The 16,058-nt window shown below is 63.9% G+C and carries 13 protein-coding genes and 1 tRNA gene; 5 read left to right on the top strand and 9 right to left on the bottom strand.

The window, feature by feature from the left end:
* Positions 1 to 6: 6 nt before the first annotated feature.
* Both VE26_RS04160 and VE26_RS17715 read left to right on the top strand, forming a co-directional pair.
* Positions 7 to 1,971, top strand: a complete 1,965-nt coding sequence (locus tag VE26_RS04160; protein ID WP_046103883.1) for a DotA/TraY family protein — start codon at positions 7 to 9, stop codon at positions 1,969 to 1,971.
* 121 nt (positions 1,972 to 2,092) lie between these two features.
* The gene (locus VE26_RS17715; RefSeq protein WP_152658702.1) at positions 2,093 to 2,377 is read left to right on the top strand and encodes a hypothetical protein; all 285 of its coding nucleotides are present in this window, start codon (positions 2,093 to 2,095) and stop codon (positions 2,375 to 2,377) included.
* Here the strand turns inward: VE26_RS17715 and VE26_RS04155 are convergent.
* Together VE26_RS04155 and VE26_RS04150 are read right to left on the bottom strand one after the other, a co-directional pair.
* Positions 2,364 to 2,651, bottom strand: a complete 288-nt coding sequence (locus VE26_RS04155; RefSeq protein ID WP_046103882.1) for a hypothetical protein — start codon at positions 2,649 to 2,651, stop codon at positions 2,364 to 2,366. The genes VE26_RS17715 and VE26_RS04155 overlap by 14 nt on opposite strands.
* 160 nt (positions 2,652 to 2,811) lie before the next feature.
* Positions 2,812 to 2,901 (bottom strand) — tRNA-Ser (locus tag VE26_RS04150).
* 240 nt (positions 2,902 to 3,141) lie between these two features.
* Between VE26_RS04150 and VE26_RS04145 the strand changes: the two genes are divergently transcribed.
* Entirely contained in the window at positions 3,142 to 5,562 is a 2,421-nt protein-coding gene (locus VE26_RS04145; RefSeq protein WP_152658701.1) for a bifunctional diguanylate cyclase/phosphodiesterase, read from the top strand.
* A 32-nt stretch (positions 5,563 to 5,594) separates the two neighbouring features.
* Here the strand turns inward: VE26_RS04145 and VE26_RS04140 are convergent, their stop codons facing one another.
* On the bottom strand, positions 5,595 to 6,035 hold the full coding sequence (locus VE26_RS04140; RefSeq protein WP_046103880.1) for a glyoxalase superfamily protein: 441 nt from the start codon (positions 6,033 to 6,035) through the stop codon (positions 5,595 to 5,597).
* A gap of 276 nt (positions 6,036 to 6,311) precedes the next feature.
* Here VE26_RS04140 and VE26_RS04135 point away from each other — a divergent pair, with 276 nt between their 5' ends.
* A complete protein-coding gene (locus VE26_RS04135) occupies positions 6,312 to 7,079 on the top strand; it encodes a sulfite exporter TauE/SafE family protein (RefSeq protein WP_046103879.1) in 768 nt (255 codons plus the stop codon).
* A 48-nt stretch (positions 7,080 to 7,127) separates the two neighbouring features.
* On the opposite strand, the gene VE26_RS04130 is transcribed toward VE26_RS04135, so the two are convergent.
* The 3 genes from VE26_RS04130 to VE26_RS04120 all read right to left on the bottom strand — a co-directional run bounded on the left by VE26_RS04130 (position 7,128) and on the right by VE26_RS04120 (position 11,813).
* Positions 7,128 to 9,215: a molybdopterin-containing oxidoreductase family protein gene (locus tag VE26_RS04130; RefSeq protein ID WP_046103878.1), complete on the bottom strand. Its 2,088-nt coding sequence runs from the start codon at positions 9,213 to 9,215 to the stop codon at positions 7,128 to 7,130.
* A 177-nt stretch (positions 9,216 to 9,392) separates the two neighbouring features.
* Positions 9,393 to 10,010 carry a hypothetical protein gene (locus VE26_RS04125; RefSeq protein WP_152658700.1) on the bottom strand — a complete coding sequence of 206 codons (618 nt, stop codon included), beginning with the start codon at positions 10,008 to 10,010 and terminating at the stop codon, positions 9,393 to 9,395.
* A gap of 225 nt (positions 10,011 to 10,235) precedes the next feature.
* The gene (locus VE26_RS04120) at positions 10,236 to 11,813 is read right to left on the bottom strand and encodes an MDR family MFS transporter (RefSeq protein WP_046103876.1); all 1,578 of its coding nucleotides are present in this window, start codon (positions 11,811 to 11,813) and stop codon (positions 10,236 to 10,238) included.
* A 140-nt stretch (positions 11,814 to 11,953) separates the two neighbouring features.
* Between VE26_RS04120 and VE26_RS04115 the strand changes: the two genes are divergently transcribed.
* Entirely contained in the window at positions 11,954 to 12,556 is a 603-nt protein-coding gene (locus VE26_RS04115) for a MarR family winged helix-turn-helix transcriptional regulator (RefSeq protein WP_046104997.1), read from the top strand.
* A 26-nt stretch (positions 12,557 to 12,582) separates the two neighbouring features.
* Here VE26_RS04115 and VE26_RS04110 read toward each other — a convergent pair whose 3' ends face one another.
* From VE26_RS04110 to VE26_RS04100, 3 genes are all read right to left on the bottom strand, one after another.
* A complete protein-coding gene (locus VE26_RS04110; RefSeq protein WP_046103875.1) occupies positions 12,583 to 14,532 on the bottom strand; it encodes a DEAD/DEAH box helicase in 1,950 nt (649 codons plus the stop codon).
* 289 nt (positions 14,533 to 14,821) lie between these two features.
* The gene (ndk, locus tag VE26_RS04105) at positions 14,822 to 15,244 is read right to left on the bottom strand and encodes a nucleoside-diphosphate kinase (RefSeq protein WP_046104996.1); all 423 of its coding nucleotides are present in this window, start codon (positions 15,242 to 15,244) and stop codon (positions 14,822 to 14,824) included.
* A gap of 207 nt (positions 15,245 to 15,451) precedes the next feature.
* Positions 15,452 to 15,874 (bottom strand): DUF2059 domain-containing protein, encoded by a 423-nt coding sequence (locus VE26_RS04100; RefSeq protein ID WP_046103874.1) that lies wholly within the window; start codon positions 15,872 to 15,874, stop codon positions 15,452 to 15,454.
* Between the last annotated feature and the right edge of the window lie 184 nt (positions 15,875 to 16,058).

Raw genomic sequence — 16,058 nt, 5'->3', positions numbered from 1 at the left:
TCAACAGTGCTGAGCGCACTGCAGAGCAGCGGTGCCGAAAGTTGGTCGACGCAGCTGGCCGCCCAGATTTTCGGACCGTTGTTCGGGGCTGGCGCAACATTGCTGAGCAACACTATCGGCTATCTAAACGTAGCCATTCTGGTGGTTGGTGGTCTGCTCTTTTTCTACAACGTCACCGCTGCCCTACTGCAAACGGCGCACGAGGGGGAAGTCCTAGGAAAGCGTTGGAACTCGCTTTGGGGACCGATCCGGGTGATCGTCGCAGTGGGCCTGATGATGCCGGTGCCCAATCTTGGCGGATACAACACGATCCAGGCCGGAATTGGCTATGTGGTGCGCGGCTCCACCGCCCTGGCAACATTGATGTGGTCAAGTGCCGTTCCGGCGCTTGTCACGGGTGATGTGCAGGTTATCGCCACCAGTCCGAGCCTCCCGACCCCGATTATCGCCGAAATCTGGAAAATATCGGCCTGCACAGCACTCGCCAATCACCAGCTTGCGGCTGTTGGATCAAACTCCAATGTCTCACTGGTTGAGGCTGAGCACAGCAGCGGCGCTATTGCGCTCGTCTCTGCCATCTTAGGCCAGGAGACCAGCACGGCTGGAATTTGCGGCTCCATTGCCACCCCATCTGCGCCCATGCATCTGAGCGAAGTCGATGCAGCGCTGTTCTTGTCGGCTCACAAAAGTGCTCTGTCGACCATGATGGCCAAGACAGACCTATTGGCAGCCAAGGTCCTCGCCGCATCTTTTGGCCGGGATGGTCAAGCGGTCGATCTAGCCGGCGATCTGCGCCAGGCTGTCATTGACGCCAACTCGGCATTGTCGCCTGTGTTTGAACTGGTCAGAAGCGCTGGCGGCGGTGAGGGGCAAGAGCGGCTGCGCAGCTATCTCCAAAATCAGGAGGGAGAGGGCTGGCTCAGCGCAGGCAGCTACTATCTGGTACTTGCACGACTGAATCAGGAGGCTGCCTCTGTTCTTTCGGCTCGGCCGTCGGTCCTGACGCCCGCCCGCTATATTTACGAGCAAACCGGCTCAACGCTGGATGCTGCCGCCAGCGGGCGGCGCCCGGGCTGGTTCGGTAGCGCCAGCGCCCAAAACCTTCGCCTAAATGAGGAAGAAATCCTGCGCATAGGCGGCGACATGGAGGGCGCATTTGCGCGCGCTGCGGCGTCACTGTCATCGTTCGGCTTCGGCCTGCCAGATCCGGCCTTGGCTGCCGCCCTAACGCCGAGCCAAGGCGAAGGCGGCTCGATCTGGGATGCTCTCAGCGCTGCGGTCGATGAGGTCGGTCGAAAGCTGACGCAGCAGATTGCGCTTAATTTCTCGCCAGACGCTGCCGGGGGCGACCCGCTGGTCGGACTAGTCGAGCTGGGCCAGCTTCTGGTTGGTGCCGCTGCCAGCATTCTGGCTGCGCTTGCATTGGCGTCAGCAGTGCCAGTTGTCGGCGGGGCCGTAGGAGCGGCCATGGCAGTTGTGGGACCATTGCTGCTGACCATGACCGTGGCCGGTGGGGCCATGGCCGTCCTCCTTCCAGCAATGCCCTTCGTGCTCTGGGTTCTGGCGGTCTTTGGCTACTTCGTCACGGTTGTCATTGCCATTGTTGCGGCCCCACTCTGGACGTTGGCGCATATGCAAATGGATGGTGAAGGTATTGCCCCTGCTGCTGCGCAACAGGGCTATCGGCTTTTGCTCAGACTATTCCTAACGCCGCCCTTGATGATTGTCGGCTTTTTCGCCGCCATGGCCGTCTTCCGGGCCGTCTCCACTCTGATCGGCACCGGTATCTATTACCTGCTGTCGAGCTTTTCCGGCCATCCGGTCTTCTGGCTCGCAGCCATTGCGGTGATGACGGTTCTGACCGTCGCCATTTTTCTGATCGTGATCGAGCGTTCGTTCTCGCTCGTCACATCCCTGCCTGCGGCTGTTTCCGAGTGGATCGGCGGCGGCTCTTCGTCAAATGACTCCTGAAAGGACCCCTCATGAAAGCTTTGTACCATCGCTGGCTCGATCTGCCTCGCCCGCTGCAAATCGTGACCTTCTGCCTCGGACTGTCCGTGCTGGCGGGCGTCTTTTCAGGAGCCGCAGGCCAGTGACCCGCGCCAATGTTCTTACTCTCGCGGAAGTGGCTCTATCCCGCGCGGCGGCGCGCAGCAGCGGCGCGCTCTCGACAAGTCGACTTCGCCAAATCCTGAGGGGCGCAAGCCCTGAGGGCAATGAACGATTTGTCTTTCAGGCTGTTCTGGCCAGCGGCACGATTGGTGAGCGCAGACAGCTCGCCGCCGCTGCTGGTATCTCCTGGGGTAAGTTCGCTTCCCGCTTCCAGGCCCTGACGGGCATCCACCGGGACCGCGCTGGCAGCGCTACTTCTTCGTAGTCTCTGATGGCCTGACCGCCGCCGGAGGCGCCAAGCCAAGTCTTGTGCGAATATCTGCCGCGCGCGCCTCATTTGCACCATGCAGGACGGCACCGGCATCATAGAGAGCCAGCCAGGCCAGGTCGGTGTAATCACGCATCGCCTTGACGATGGCTGGTTTGTCCTCTTCCCGGACAAAAAAGTTCATCTGCACGACGCCTGCTTTACGGCGGCGCTCGCGCATTTCAACGGCTTTCTCAGTACTTGTGGCGGGCTTTGAAGATTCGTCGTCCATAGCAAGTTTCTAGCATCTTTGACCTAAGACGCCAGCTCAACCTGTTTCTATCTGTCGCAATGCGTTGAAAGCAAATGCCCATTTTTAGGCGGGTTTATAGGCGGGCATTGGATTGGAAGAAACAAAAAACCCAATCAAAACAACGGCCTATTGGGGTGATTGGCGGAGAGGAAGGGATTCGAACCCTCGAGACCGTTCCCGATCTGCACCCTTAGCAGGGGTGTGCCTTCGACCACTCGGCCACCTCTCCGGCGGGGTCGGGTCTAGCGGCAGGCTGGGGGGATGGCAAGCGGTTTTTGCGTGGCGCGGGTCGGTGGGGCGTCCTTGGCCGGGGATAAAGGCGCGCTTCCCCCATTCGAAGGACATTTTTAGGCATGCCGGACGATGTGAGCGCAAGGGGCTTGCCGGGGCGCGAAATGCTAAGGGCTCCTTAAGGGATAGTCCCTAGTGCTGACGGCACGTTCCGGGGGAAGCGCTCAAGGTGTTTCAGGTGATCGACTTTTTCATTGTGGGCCATGACCTGCCCTTCGTGCTGCTGGCGGCGCTGGTCTGCCTCATCGCCACCTATGCCTGTATCGGGCTGATGCATCATGCGCGCCAGGCCAGCGGGCGCATGCGCCATGTGTGGAATGGCGTTTCGGCGCTGTCGGTGGGGCTGGGGATCTGGGCCACCCATTTCATCGCCGTGCTCGCCTTCCGGCCCGGCTTCGCGCTGAGCTACGATCCCGGCCTGACCGCGCTGTCGCTGCTGATCGCCATTCTCGTCTGTGGCGGCGGCATCGGGCTGGCGGTGCACAGCAAGGGGCTGGTCGACCGCATGCTGGGCGGGGCCACGGTGGGCGTGGGTATTTCGACCATGCATTATACCGGCATCGCTTCGCTGATGATGCAGGGCGATATCGGCTGGCATTCGGGCGCGGTAACGCTCTCGATCCTGGCCGGCATGGCGCTGGCCGCCCTGTCGTTCGGCACGACGCTGAAGCGTGGCTGGACCTGGAACCTCGTCGCGGCAGGGCTGCTGACGGCGGCGATCTGCGCCATGCACTTCACCGCCATGGTGGCGGCCGATTTCAGCAATTGCATGGCTGTCGTCGGCAGTGCGCAGGTCGATGGCGGGCTGATGTCGCTGATCGTCGCCTTCATCTCGATCCTGGTGCTGGGTTTTGCCATCGGCAGCCTCGTGCTCGACGAGGCCGACCGCCGGCGGACGGCCCGTGAAGTGGCGCGGCGGGCCGAGGATGCGGCGCGGCTGGCCGAGGCCAATGAGCGGCTCAACCTGGCGCTGACCCATATGGGCCAGGGGCTTGCCCTGTTCGGCAGCGACGGGCGGATGCAATTGCACAATGCACGGCTGGCCGAATTGCTGGGCCTGGGCGCGGCGGCGCAGCTGGCCGGGGCAGAGCTCGAGGACGTGCTGCACGATGCGCTGGTGGGGCTGGGCACGGCGCCAGAGGATGCCAAGGGCCGGGTGGCGGAGCTGCTGCCGCAGCATCGGCAGCTGATCGAAGGCGGCGGGGGTGAACTGGTGCAGCCGGTTTCCGACGACCGGGCCTTCCGCATCCGCCACAGCCCGGCGGGCAATGGCGCCTTCATCACCACGGTGGAGGATATTTCGGAAAGCCGGCGCAATGCCGCGGCCATCGCCCACCTCGCGCACCACGATTCGCTGACCGGCCTGCCCAACCGGGCGCGGTTCGGGCAGCTGCTGGGCACGGCGCTCGGCGCGCTCGGGGGCAAGGGCAAGTTGGCGGTGATCGCGCTCGATCTCGACCGGTTCAAGGATATCAATGACGGCTATGGCCACGCGGCGGGCGACGAGGTGCTACGCGAACTGGCGCGCCGGTTCGGTACGCTGCTCAAGGACGGGGAAAGCGTGGCGCGGCTGGGCGGGGACGAATTTGCCGCGATCAAGCCATTCACCACCCTGCCGGCGCTGCGCGATTTCCTCGGGCGCATCGAAGAGGCGCTGGGCCAGCGCGTCACTTATGGCGAGAACCAGCTGGCTCTGGGCGGCAGTATCGGCGTCGCCATCGCCCCGCAGGATGGCATGGACGGCTCGAAACTGCTCAACAATGCCGATCTGGCGCTCTATCGGGCCAAGGCGGAAATCGACCAGCGCATCTGCTATTACGAGCACGACATGGACGAGGCCGCCCGGCAGCGGCGGGCCATGGCCAAGGATCTGTGGACCGCTGTGGAGAAAGACGGGTTTCACCTGGCCTATCAGGTGCAGAAATCGGTCACGACCGGGCGGATCACTGGCTATGAGGTGCTGCTGCGCTGGGACCGGCCGGGCCATGGGCCGGTGCCGCCCTCCGAATTCATCCCGCTGGCCGAGGAATGCGGCGCCATCAGCGCCATCGGCGCGTGGGTTCTGAACAATGCCTGCCAGGAAGCGGCGCGCTGGCCGGAGCCGCACCGCATCGCGGTCAACGTTTCCGGATTGCAGCTGGCGCAGCTGGAGCTGGTGGACCTGGTCAAATCGGTGCTGGAGCAGACCGGGCTCGCCCCTGCCCGGCTGGAGCTGGAAGTCACCGAGACGGCGATCATCTCGGATCGGCAGCGGGCGCTGGCGGTGCTGGGCGCGATCAAGGCGCTGGGGGTGTCCATCGCCATCGACGATTTCGGTACGGGCTATTCCTCGCTCGATACGCTGCGCAGCTTCCCGTTCGACAAGATCAAGCTCGATCGCTCCTTCATGACCGAGGTGGAGCGCGACGAACAGGCCAAGGCCATCGTGCGCGCCATCCTGGCGCTGGGCAAGAGCCTCTCGGTGCCGGTGCTGGCGGAGGGCGTGGAAACGCTCGAGCAGCTTGACGTGCTGCGGATCGAGGGTTGTACGGAAGCACAGGGCTTCTATCTGGGGCGCCCGGGCCGCATCGTCTGGCCCGAGCTCAAGCAGATCGCCTGAAAGACGGGCCGGCCACCAAGCCGGCCCAGCTGCTATTCGCGCATGATGTGCATCTGCGGGGCGCCATTGCCGCGCAAGGCCGGCGAGATGCCGCGAATGTCCACCGTGGCCGTCACCCGCTGGCGGGGTGCGGCAAACATGAAGTTGGGCGTGACATTGACCGGCGTGTCGAAATGCACGGTCAGCGTATAATGCTGCATGTTGTGCGCCAGCTGCACCCCCAGAAGCAGGCCCTTGAAGGGCTGTTCCAGGTAGTAACCCTTGACGCGCATGCCGACCTGGAAAGGCACCGCGACGCGATCGGGCAAGGCAGCGCGCGCCGTGTTCCAGTCGCGGTAGCCATGAGCACGGGCAACCTCTTCGAGCGCGGCGCTGTGGGTCAGCATGCGGCCGGCACGGGCGCGTTCCTCACGCAGATTCTTTGCCTCGGACTTCAGGGTCTGGGCGGAGGGGGTATCGAGGGAAAAAGACATATCGGTCTCTCCGAACGGAGGCGGCTTGAGACATGGGAGCCCGCATTGCCATGATGCGCCCTGGGAGGAAGAACCGAAGGGATCAAGAAGCGATGCTGGACTTCACCATGGATCTTTCGACCCGCGGGCGGCAGGCGCCAGCAACCGGAGTGGAAAATGGTGCCCGCGCGGTCAGAAGTCAAGCATCCGATCAATCGCCGTGATGGACCGATCAGACAATTGTGTTGGGCGAACCGGTCAGGTGCCGCTAGGAGGAGGTATCGAGGGGGACTGACGATGACCGAATTGTTGCTGCTGGTGGCGGGCCTGCTGGGCGGAGCCGTCAATTCTCTGGCCGGAGGCGGGTCGTTCATCGTGTTCCCGGCGCTGCTGTTTTCAGGCGTGCCGCCAGTCCTGGCCAATGCTTCCAATACCTATGCCGCCCTGCCCGGCTATGTGAGCGGCGCGGTGGGCTATTGGAAGGCCATGGCCCCGCATCGCGACAAGCTGATGCTCTATGGCCTGATCGCGGCCGTGTTCGGCTATCTGGGCGCCGAATTGCTGCTGGTGGTGTCGGACGAGCAATTCTCCAAGGTCGTGCCGTGGCTGATGAGCTTTGCGGTGGCGCTGTTCGTCTTCGGCAACCAGATCAACGCCGCGGTCAAGGCGCGCAGCGGCACGGGTGGCGGCATGAAGATGGTCGGCGCGCTGCTGCTGCTGAGCCTGCTCGCAGCGGTGTGCATCTATGGCGGATTCTTCAATGCCGGGCTCGGCATCCTGCTGCTGGCCTTTCTCGCCATGGCGGGAATGAGCGACATCCATGCCATGAACGGGCTCAAGCTCTATGTCTCGTCTATCGTTGCCCTGGTGGCGGTGGTGCGCTTTGCCATCAATGGATCGATCGACTGGTATCACGGCTCGATCGCACTGGTGGGCGTGACCATCGGCGGCTATGTGGCAGCGCGACTGGCCCAGCATATTCCGCGCGACTGGATCCGTAACGGCGTCATCGCCTATGGCATCGCCATGACGGGATATTTCTTCTGGACCGCCTATTTCGCCTGACAGGCCGGAGCGGGTTGAGCCGATCGCGGGCAGACCTTTGCCCCTACCCTAGGCCTTGCGAATCCAGACGGCTGCATCGTGGAAGGCCGCGCCGCCGAAGGGGGGAGCGGGGGTGGCGCTGGTCAGCATGTTGATGCCCTGCCCGCCGCGATGCGCCTTGTTGCGATGGAGGCCTTCGGCAATCAGCACGCCGGTATTGAGACCGGTATGGAGACGCGCGGTGAGGTGAACCTGGCCCCGCACATTCCCGACCGTGACGGCATCGCCCTCGGCAATGCCAAGGCGCACAGCATCTTCGGGATGAATGAAGACGGAGGGCTCACCCTCGCGCCTGAGGCTGCCGGGGGTCTGGTTGAACGACGAATTGAGGAAGCCGCGGGCGGGACTGGTGGCCAGCTTGAAGGGATGGACCGCATCGGTCGCCTCGTTTATGGCCCAGTGGTCGGCGAAGCGCGGCATGTCGGCCGGGTCGCAGGACCAGCGATAGCCTTTCCGGGCGACATCCTGCCAGGCGGGGGCGAAACGGAAGCGGCCATCGGGCCAGCCGAAACCGTTGGCGAAGCGGGCGGCGTCATCGGGTCGCTCGCGATTGATGTAGCCCTGACGCTCGATTTCCTCGAGGGGCGGAAAGTTGGATCGGGCAAAAGTATCGGCGATGACGTCGCGGTCGCTGATATGGAAGCTCGGATCGTCGCTGCCCAGCCGCAAGGCGATGGCGTTGATGACATCGTGATTGGAACGGGTGTCACCGGGCGCATCGACCACGGCCGGCCCGTAGAGCACCCGCGTGTGACCGCCGCGCGTGTAGTAATCGTTGTGTTCGAGGAACATTGTGGCGGGCAGGACGATGTCGGCCAACTCTGCGGTCTCGGTCATGAACTGTTCATGGACGACGAGGAACAGATCCTCTCGCAGCAGTCCCTCGCGGACCTTCTTCTGGTCGGGGGCCACAACAGCGGGATTGGTGTTCTGCACGATCATGGCGTGGACCGGCTTGCCGCCCTGCAGCGCCGTGGCATCACCGGTAAGGATGGGGCCGATCTCGGACATGTCGAGAATGCGGGGCGTGCCCTTTTGCAGATGCCGGCCTTCGAGCCGCGACTTGTCCAGCGACCATGTGCCGGAATTGGAATGGAAGGCGCCGCCGCCGCGATGCTGCCAGGCGCCGGTCATGGCCGGGATGCACAGGGCGGCATGAACGGCAGTAGCGCCATTGCGCTGGCGTGAAAAGCCATAGCCAAGGCGGAAAAAGGTTCTGGGCGTCTTGCCGACCAGATGGGCGAAGGCCTCGATCTCGGCGACAGAAAGGCCGGTGATTTCAGCCGCCCATTGCGGCGTGCGCGCCTCAAGATGCGATTCAAAGTCGGGACCGAAGTCTGTGAATTTGGCCATGTATTGGCGATCGGCAAGGCCGTCGCGCAGCAGCACATGCATCACGGCCACAGCCAATGCGCCATCCGTGCCGGGGCGCAGCACAAGGCCCATATCGGCCTGTTCCATGGTCGCATTGCGGTAAATGTCGATGGCCACGACCTTGGCGCCGCGTTGCTTGCGGGCCCGCATGGCATGGGTCATCACATTGACCTGGGTGTGCACCGCATTGGTGCCCCAGATGACGACGCAATCGGCTTCGGCCATCTGTTCGGGATTGACGCCGCCGAGCAGACCAGTGCCTGCGATATAGCCCGGCCAGGAGAGGCCGGTGCAGATGGTGTCGTATTGATGGGAATAGCCGCGCACGGCGCGCAGGCGCTCGATGCCGTCGCGATGCACATGCCCCATGGTGCCGGCATAAAAATAAGGCCAGACCGATTCAGCACCGTGCTCGGCTTCGACGGCCAGGAACCGGGCAGCAATCTCGTCCAGCGCCTCATCCCAGGAAATGGCCTGCCACTGCCCTGCGCCCTTGGGGCCGACCCGGCGCATGGGATGAAGGAGACGCTCGGGGTGGTGGATGCGCTCGGCATAGCGCGCGACTTTTTCGCAGATCACGCCCGCCGTATAGGGATCGTCCTTGGCGCCGCGCACCCGGCCGATCGTGCCATCGGCAAGGATATCGACATCGAGGGCGCAGACCGACGGGCAATCATGCGGGCAGACGGAGCGGATGGTGCGGGCGGGGACTGGAGCGTTCATGCCGGAAGGCTAAAGGAGCCCGGCCATGGCCGCAAACGGAATGTGGTGATGGCAGGGATGAAGAGGCGTGATGAGACCATTATCACGCGCCGCTCAGACGGGCCGTCGTGCCTTTAGTTCTTGTCGAAGGAACGATCCGGGATGAGAGGCGCCGCCGATTGGCGTCGCCTTCATATGTCAAAGCGCGAAGGCCTTGGATGCGGCTTCGGCGTTGCGCTTGGCGCGCGTCGCGGCATGTGTGGCCAACTGGGCGGCGCCGCCGTGGAATTGCGAGAAGGTGATCCGGCCATTGCCGGCGCTGATGGTGATGCCGCGCCAATTGGGGCGGACGGCGCGCACATCGGACCAGTCGAGCACGGTTTCGCGGCCCATGGCCGAACGATGGCGCACCTGGCGGTTGTCCCAGCGGGTGCTGGTGAAGAGACCGGCAATGCCGATGCCCAGCGCGCCGGACGCCAGCAGGATCACGGCGATATAGGTGGCGATCAATTGCGTGGGGTCGGCAATGCTTCCCATGACGATCACGGCGAAGAGCAGGATTGCCGCGAGAGCCGCCGCGCCGTAGCAGGCAAAATATTCGACCAGCGACGGCCGCAATTCGGCCCAGCCGCCCTCGACCATGATGCCCTCTTCGGGCTGGACCAGGCGCAAAGCCAGAAAGGCCGCATAGCCGAAGGCAACGACCCCAGCGGCCCGCGCCAGAGGCAGGTGCTCGGTCAACGGCACATATTTGAGAAGGATGAGGACGGTGATGGTAACGAGTGGCAAAGCCACTTCCTGCCAACGCAAGGGCACGCTTGTGTTCTCCAGAGGACAGCCGGCGACGCATTCGGCAGAGCTAATGCAGCCAAGGTACGCGAGCGCGCCGATTTGGCCACTCACAATTTCGCCATAAGTCGGCTGGGGCGTGCTCGCTGCAAAGTCGCGGCGGAAGTGTTGCAAAAATGATTCTGCCGGGCGCGCCAAGTGTCTGAAAAGGCAGTGTTCCGCCGCGCATCCGGACCTGCGCGGCGGTGACGATCAGCGGGTGGCGGCGAGCGGCGCGCCGACCATGGCAGCCGTCGCATGTTCCTCGGCGTCGATTTCGGCCTCCGGCTCCTTGCGCAGGGTGGTGGCCAGGGTGCGCTCCTCGAGCAGGAAGCTGAGGCCGAAGGCGAGGATCGCGGCGCCTGCAGCGGTGTAGAAGACCGGGTGCAGCGCACTGGCGAAGGCTTCGAGCACGAGATTGCGCACCGGCTCGGGCAAGGTCGCAACCGCCTGGGGGCTGAAGCTGCCCGTGCCGCCGCCGGCCGGCATGATGTTGCCCAGGCGCGCGGCCAGACCGCTCGAAAAGATGGCGCCGAAGACCGAAACACCGATCGAGCCGCCGATCTGTCGGAAAAGCGTGGTGCCGGCGGTGGCCGTGCCGACGACTTCGCGGGGCACGGCATTCTGCGTGGCGGTGACGCTGACGCTGTTGACCGGGCCGATGCCGGCGCCGACCAGGAACATGTAGAGCGCCACCAGGGTCGCCGGGGTATCGAGCTGCATGTTGGCGAGCAGGACGAGACCGATGACCAAGACGAAGGTGGAGAGGATGGGCAGGAAGCGATAGCGCCCGGTGCGGGTCATGATGAAGCCCGACAGCATGGATGCGCCGATCAGGCCCACCATCATCGGCACCAATTGCAGTGCTGAATCGGTGGGTGAAATGCCCTTGGCCAGCTGCAGGTACATTGGCAGGAAGGTAATCGAGCCGAACATGGCCATGCCGACCAGGAAGCCGACGGCGCTGGTGACCGCGAAGGTATTGTTGCGGAAGAGGCTGAGCGGCAGGACCGGCTCGGGAGCACGGGCCTCGACCCAGAGGAAGGCCGCAAGAGTGGCGAGGGCAAAGAGGATGAGCCCGACGATCTGCACCGAGAACCAGGGCCAGGTATTGCCCCCCAGCGAAGTGGCCAGGACGAAGGCAGTGAGCCCGCTCGACAGCAGCACGAAGCCGGAATAGTCGATGGAGTGCTTCACCCGCTCGGCCCGCGGCTTGAGCGCAACGGCGATGACGGCCAGCGCCAGGATGCCAAGCGGCAGGTTGATGAGAAAGATCCACTGCCAGGACAGGTGCTCGACAATGAAGCCGCCGGCCAAAGGCCCGATGACCGTGGCGACGCCGAAGACGGCGCCGAAGAGGCCTTGGACCTTGCCGCGCTGGCGGGGCGGGATGATGTCGGCCACAACGGTCATGGCGACGACCATGAGCCCGCCACCGCCCAGACCCTGAATGGCGCGGGCGATAATGAGGAAGGTCATGGAGCTGGCCATGGCCGAGAGCACGGCCCCGACGAGGAAGATCACGATGGCGGCCTGCAGGACGATCTTGCGGCCGAAGAGATCGCCCAGCTTGCCATAGATGGGGGCCACGACGGTGGAGCTCAGGAGATAGGCAATGACCACCCAGGTGAGGTGATCGAGCCCGCCGAGCTGACCGACGATGGTGGGCAAGGCGGTAGAAACGATGGTCTGGCCCAGCGAGGCCAGCAGAAGGGTGACGGCGACGGCGCCTATGACCAGGCGAACGGATGTATCCTGCGGCGCATCGGCCGGTTGCATGGGGTCGGACATTGGGGCAATCCTCAAAAAGAGAGGGTCGGCGCCCGGCGTCGGCCCTTGCGAAATCAATTCTGCGGGCATACATGTGCTTTCAGCAATTACATGTCAATAGCATGCATTTGTAGAGAGCATGCAAAATGGCGGGGTCTGCCATGCCTTTGAGTGACAAATCCGAACTGAACGCCCTGCTCCGCAAGGCCGGCATCGGCGCGGCCACGGCCGAGGCGGTGATGGATATCGACGGAATGCTGCAGCAATGGCGACGCCGGGCGATGAAACGCGAACTGGGGCACAAGGCGCTGGTGGACCTGCGGATCGGCATCGACCTGGCCCAGTTCGATGTGCTGGTGGCTATCGAGGGCCCTGCCCCCGAATTCGGCGAGGTCATGGGGGAAACCATGGTGGCCAGCGTGGCCGAGCGGCTGGGGATCGACCCATCGCGGGCGAGCCGGCTGGTCAGCGAAATGGTGGAAGAGGGCTTTGCCCAGCGGGCCGTGAGCCAAGCCGATGCGCGGCGCACAATCATCGCGCTGACAGAACAGGGCCGCGCCGTCGTGGATGCCGTGCGCGCCTATAAATACCTAATCATGGGCGATTTCCTCGGCACCTGGCCGGCCGAGGACGTGGCCGCCTTCGTGCCGCTGCTCAAGCGGTTCTCCACCTGGACGGACGGCATTGAGGCGGCGACGGAAAAATATGCCGCCGAAATCGACGCTCTGTCGCCGAAGGGGGCGAAATCAGGCGTTGCGGCCTAATCGCACCCCTTCGACGGCGAAATATCTCAGTCGACAGCGCGGGTCTTCTTGTGGTCCTTGGGCTTGGCGGCCTTCTTCTTGGGAGGACGGGCATCGCCTTCGGCCGTGGGTTTGGACCATTTCGGCTTGCCCTTGTCCTTGGAGACCGGCTTTGCTGATTTGGCCGATTTTGCCGGGCGAATGGTGACGTGTTCGCCGGGCTGCTCCGCAGGCCGTGTGGACGGACGCTCGCCGGGCTGTTCGAAATCGTCGGGACGCAGGCTTGACGAGCCGTAACGCTGCTTGCGGTCGGCGCGCTCGGGACGCGGAGCCATCGGATCGTACTTTTCCGGGGGGCCGGGCGGACGACGCTTGGATTGAGGGCGCTCCTGGCGCTCGCCGGGGCCATCGATGGACGAAATATGCACGCCGCGCTCGCCGGTGCCGTTCTTGCCAACCGAACGCAGGAAGGAGTCCACCTTGTCGGCAGCGACCTCGAAATGGGTCTCGGTGTCGAAGATGCGGATCGACCCGATGGCCGACTTGGTAACGCCACCGGCCTTGCAGATCATCGGCAGAAGCCAGCGCGGCTCAGCGCGCTGCTTGCGACCGATAGTGACCTTGAACCAGGAGCCGCCGGCAAAGGCATCGCGGGTGCGGGGCGAACGGTCGCCGGAATCGTCTGCGGTGGCGGTGACGTCCTCGGGAACAGGGCGCGCGGCCAGCTGCATGCGCAGATAGGCTGCGGCCAGCGCTTCGGCCGGCCACTTTTCGACAAGGCTCGCAATGCTGGGCTGCTCGTCCTCGGTAACCGGATCGCTGAGCAGGGCATTGGTGAGAATGGTTTCGCGATAGCGGGCGTCGATGGCCTCGGCGCTGGGCGGCGCGATGTTCTCGGCCTCAATCTTGGCTGTTCGCAGGATCGAAAGCGCGACGCGCTTGCGATGGGCGGGCGCGATGACCACGCAGGTGCCCTTGCGCCCTGCCCGGCCAGTGCGGCCAGAGCGGTGCAGCAGGGTTTCGGCATTCATCGGCAGATCGGCGTGAATGACAAGGTCGAGATTGGGCAGATCGATACCGCGCGCCGCCACGTCGGTGGCCACGCAGATGCGGGCCCGGCCATCGCGCATGGATTGCAGGGCATTGGTGCGCTCGGCCTGGGTCAACTCGCCGGAGAGGGTGACGACGTCGAAGCCGCGATTGTGCAGGCGCGCCGAGAGATGCTTGACCGCCTCGCGGGTAGAGGCAAAGACGATGGTGTTGGTGCTGTCATACCAGAGCAGCGTGTTGATGACCGCATTTTCGCGCTCGGCAGCGGGCACCGACATGAGCTTGTATTCGATATCGGCATGCTGCTGGCCGGTGCTGGCGGCCGTGATGCGCAGGGCGTTCTTCTGGAAGGTCTTGGCCAGTTCGGCGATCGGCTTGGGCACAGTGGCCGAGAACAACAGGGTGCGGCGATCCTCAGGCGCAGCGGCGAGGATGAATTCGAGATCTTCGCGGAAGCCGAGGTCGAGCATTTCATCGGCCTCGTCGAGCACGACGGCGCGCAAGGCCGACATGTCCAGAGCGCCGCGGGTAATGTGATCGCGCAGGCGACCGGGCGTACCGACGACGATATGGGCGCCGCGTTCAAGCGCCCGGCGCTCGGTGCGCTGATCCATGCCGCCAACGCCCTGGGCAGTCTGCGCGCCGGTTTCGGCATAGAGCCAGGTCAGCTCGCGCTGCACCTGCATGGCCAGTTCGCGCGTCGGAGCGATCACGAGGGCCAGCGGCGCGCCGGGCGGCGGCAGCATTTCGGCCTCGCCCAAGAGGGTCGGCGCGATGGCCATGCCGAAGGCAACGGTCTTGCCCGAGCCGGTCTGGGCGGAAACGAGCAGGTCGCGACCGGCGGTATTGTCTTCGATGACCGCGGACTGGACTGGAGTGAGTTCGGCGTAACCCTTGGCATCGAGGGCACGGGCAATCGGGGGCAGAATGGTTTCAGGCAGAGACACTATCGTTCTTTCGGAGCGGGGACACCATGGTGCCGTGCCCCGACGCAATGCGGGATGCTCCGACAAGAAAGTGGTGTTCCATCAATGGGTTTTCGCCAGCTCGGTGGACTAACCCGGGAAAAGTTCGCGTCACTATAGCACGAACAAGCAAAAAGGCCGCCCGGCGGGCGGCCTGGTATTGAGTGGTGGAGGAAAGATCGCTCCGGCCCTTCGCATGGCTCAGGGCGTTCGTCCCTCAGATCGCTTCACCGGAGCGATCTGCCGGCTGGCTAGAGCCAGCCGTCGGATCTCACCCGACGAGTTCTTCGTCGCTGAAGAAGTACTTGATTTCCTGGGCAGCGGTTTCCGGGGCGTCGGAACCGTGGACCGAGTTTTCGCCGACGGACAGGGCAAATTCCTTGCGGATGGTGCCTTCAGCTGCGTTTTCCGGGTTGGTGGCGCCCATGATCTCACGGTTCTTGAGGATCGCGCCTTCGCCTTCGAGAACCTGAACGACGACCGGGGACGCGATCATCTGCTCGACGAGTTCGCCGAAGAAGGGGCGTTCCTTGTGGACCGCGTAGAAGCCTTCGGCCTGGGCGCGGGTCATGTGGATCTTCTTGAGGGCGATCGGGCGGAGACCAGCTTCCTCGAACTTGGTGAGGATCTTGCCGATCAGGTTGCGGCGGACGGCATCGGGCTTGATGATGGAGAAGGTGCGTTCGATCGCCATGGCGGTCATATCCTGCATTAGCTTGGGAAAGGTGGGGCCTTTTAGCGGGGACATGTGCCAGACGCAAGACAGCTGGATCGGGCCAGCCACCAACTTTCTGTCGGCGTCACCGCCGGGCTCGTCCCGATGGTCCATTTGATCGCATGCTGAAAAGGCATTGCCCGGACAAGCCGGGCAATAAGGGTTCTGGATGCAGGCAGTCCAGCTTTAGTCGTGGTCGACGTCGGTCGTGCCGGTCGCCAGCACAGACCCGTCCGGACGGGTCAGCGTCACGTCGACCCTGGAGACGATATGCTCGGCCTCGATGGTCTGTTCGACTTCGATCTCGACCACCTGCATGGTGCAGACTTCGGCTGTGGAGATGGTCGGGAAGGTCACGGCAAGAGTGCCGTCCACCAGCTCGCCCACTTCGGCAGGACCGACCTGTTCGCAGGCGCCGCCATCATATTCGAACTCGATGGTGATCTGATTGGGATTGATGCGGGTGGCATCGAGGTCGTCGAGGCGCAGGGTCTGCTCGGCCGGAGCGTTTGTGGCCGGGCTCGCGGCGCCAGACTGATCCTGGGCCAGGGCAGGCGCAGCGATGAGAACGGCCGATACGGCGGCAAGGGCAAAAAGACTGGAGCGCATAACATTTTCCTTGTTGCAGATTTTTGCTTGAAACGTCCGCCCCGCCCAAATGGATGCGCGGCAAATCCGGCAGGAGCGTGTCGGGCGGTTGCCTTATGGGCAGCAAGCCCCTAATTCCTCGGGCAACAAATTCATGCGTCCCCTGCCCCGAAGGCGCGCGCGGGGTCGACGCCAGCAGATCGGT

Source organism: Devosia chinhatensis, from assembly GCF_000969445.1.
In the GTDB taxonomy this organism is placed as follows: Bacteria; Pseudomonadota; Alphaproteobacteria; order Rhizobiales; family Devosiaceae; genus Devosia; species Devosia chinhatensis.
Note: the sequence above shows the minus strand (reverse complement) of the source record. Positions and strands in the feature narration are given on the sequence as shown.